The organism is Streptomyces sp. NPDC059534 (genome assembly GCF_042743475.1).
Classification (GTDB): Bacteria; Actinomycetota; Actinomycetes; order Streptomycetales; family Streptomycetaceae; genus Streptomyces.
In genome coordinates, this window is sequence record NZ_JBHWAQ010000115.1 from 1 (window position 1) to 2,867 (window position 2,867).

The 2,867-nt window shown below is 66.9% G+C and carries 2 protein-coding genes; both read left to right on the forward strand.

The features are described 5' to 3' along the window. Positions 1-1,090: tetratricopeptide repeat protein (locus tag ACFVZH_RS40120; protein ID WP_384905561.1), on the forward strand; the 1,090-nt coding region annotated here is incomplete at its 5' end. 65 nt (positions 1,091-1,155) lie between these two features. After that, positions 1,156-2,517: an MFS transporter gene (locus ACFVZH_RS40125; protein ID WP_384905563.1), complete on the forward strand. Its 1,362-nt coding sequence runs from the start codon at positions 1,156-1,158 to the stop codon at positions 2,515-2,517. The last annotated feature ends 350 nt before the right edge of the window (positions 2,518-2,867 follow it).

The following is a 2,867-nucleotide window of genomic DNA, read 5'->3' on the forward strand; positions in this document are numbered from 1 at the left end:
GCTCTGGCTCCCGGACCGTTTCAAGGAGATTTCGCCTGTGCCCGTTCATTCCGAGCAGTCCGTATCCGGTTTGCTGAGTCAGGCTTTGACGGCTCTGGAGGCGGGGGACGATGAGACCGCCCGAACTCTGGCCGCCCGGGCGGAGGAGCTGAGCACAGACGCGCTGGCCCTGGCCAACTCAGCCCTGGTACACGGATACGTCGACCAGCATGCCGGCGAGATGGAGAGCGCGCTCCAGAGACTCGGGCACGCTGCCGCTCTCGCCGCCGACCACCGTGACGTACCCGAGGGCGTTTCCCTCTACCTGCATGCGACGATGGCGATGGCGACGGTGTATCGAGTGCAGGGACGATACACCCCGGCGGAGCAGCTGCTCGTCGCGGCGGTGGGCCGTGTGGAAGAGCGAGCTACGGCGGAGGACATCGTCGCCGCATACAACGAGCTCGGGGTGCTGTTTAAGTATTCAGGGAAGTTCGAAGCGGCGGCGGGTTTCTATAAGCGGGCGCTGGACAGGCTGAGTGGCACCACCAGTCCCGAACTGGCCACGCTCTACCACAACATCGCCGGCCTCGCCCACGCCCGAGGCGACTACGCGGCAGCGGAAGACCCCGCGCGCAAGGCAGTCGCTGTCCGGACGGAGGCACTGGGGCCAGATCACCCGGATGTCGCTGCCGACTGTGCAGCCCTGGCCCCGATCCTCCTCGAGATCGGTGAAGCGGGGGAAGCCGAGTCCTTGCTCCGCAAGGCTCTGGGGATCTTCGAGAAGGCCTACGGCGCGGACCATTACGAGGTGGGCATCGCCACTGGAAACCTCGCCGCCGTGATGCATCAGTCAGGTAGGCCCGAGGAAGCGAAGGCTCGCTACGAACGCTCGCTGGCGATACTCGAGAGGGCTCTCGGTAGCCAGCATCCGGAACTTGCGCCCGTCCTCAACAACTTCGCCCAGCTGATCCGCGAGACGGACCCCCATGGGGCACAGGCAGCCTTGGAGCGTGCGCGCCTGTCGCTGGTCTCCGCATCCGTCGAGGAGAGCCACCCCACACTCATGGCCGTCAATGCTTGCCTGAGCGAGCTGAAGAACCAGAAGTGATCATCGTAAAGCACGGCCGGAGGCAAGTCATGGGAGTTCAAGGAACAGCCACGCGCACTCGTGACGTGAACGTCCTGGACAGGAAATACAGACGGACGACCATTGCCATCACATCCATCGTCACGATGGTCGCCTTCGAGGCCATGTCCGCGAACATGATCGCGCCGTCGGTGGCCGTCGATCTCAACGCCGTCGCGTCCTACGGCTGGGCTTTCAGCGCCTTCCTGGCAGCCAGCCTGCCCGGAATGATCCTCGGCGGCCGTCTGACCGACCGCGGGAGAATCCGCCCGACATTCCTCGCAAGCCTCGCACTGTTCACTGTGGGCCTGACTCTCAGCGGGTTGAGCTGGGCGTTCCCTGTCTTCGTCGCAGGTCGTGCGCTGCAGGGCTTCGGAGGAGGTCTCTACATCGTGGCGCTGTACGTGCTGATAGCCCGGCTCTATCCCGAAAACCTCCGGCCTCGCATGTTCGCCGTCATGCCGGCGGCGTGGGCAGCTGCCGCACTGCTCACACCCTGGCTCGCGGCCTCAGTGGCCGCCACTTGGACTTGGCGCGCCAACTACCTCGGAATACTGCCTCTCATCCTGCTCGCAACCATCGCCATCGCCTCTGCGACAGGATCCGGCGAAGCCGAGAACGCGACGCGGCCTCAAGAGGCCCAGCCCTCGATCCTCCGCTACACCGTGGCGGCAGCGCTCGGCATCGGAATGCTGCAATTCGCCGGACAGAACTTCACCCTCGCACTGACCCCGGTCCTGCTCACCGGGGGACGGCTGCTGGTCGCTGGCGTCCCGAAGCTGCTGCCCACCGGCGCCCTACGCTTCGCTCGGGGCGTCCCCGCGATCACCGCCCTGCGGGGCCTGCTGGCAGGAGCCTTCGTCTCGGCGCAGTCCTTCACTACCCTCTTCCTCGTTCACGAACGCGGCGTCTCAACCTCTGCGGCGGGCGCGGCCCTGAGCGTGGCAGCCCTCGGATGGGCTGCCGGCGCCTGGTACCAAGGCCGCGACAGCGTCCAGCAATCCCGCAGACTCCTCCTTCAAAGCGGCTGCGCACTGGCGATGGGAGGAATCACTGCCACGGCGCTCCTTCTCCTCTCCTCGCTGCCGGCGATCCACGTGGCCATAGGGGCAGCCGCCATCGGAGGGATCGGCATGGGACTTGCCGTGCCGAGCATCAGCGTCGCTCTGTTCGAACAGTCCCTACCCGACGAGCAGGGCGTCAACGCCGCCGCCCTTCAGGTCTCCGACTCGCTCGGCAGCGCAGCCGCTCTGGCGCTCACCGGCCTGATGTTCGCGCAGCTGGAATCATCGGCCTCTGCAGCCTTCGCAGCGATCGTCGCCCTCGCCACGCTTCTAGCCGCCTGCGCCACCGTCCTGTCGAGCAGATGCTTCGCGGTCAAGGACGCCGCCCAGCATACAGCCGGGTGACCGACGTGCTGCTGCGGAACCGGCGCGCCGAACCCGCTCCGACGGTGCGGGGCTGAATCAGGCCCCGGTGCGCGAAGGCCGCGACGACCACGGCACGGCCTGTGCGCAGCGTCCGCACGCATCGGATCGGGCGACCCGACCAGCGGCCCCCGTCCATCTGGGGACCTGGGTCCTTCAGCATGTCCGAGCGATCGATCGGTCGACGGTGTCCGCCGGGGTGCGGGGGCGGGGCACCGAGAACCCCAGGTCCAGGCGATGAAGTTGCTGGACCAGGACCCGAATTTCTTCGAGTCCGACGCACATGCGGTTCCCTGCCCCCACCAGGCGGTGTCGCGGGCAGCGAAGGTGGC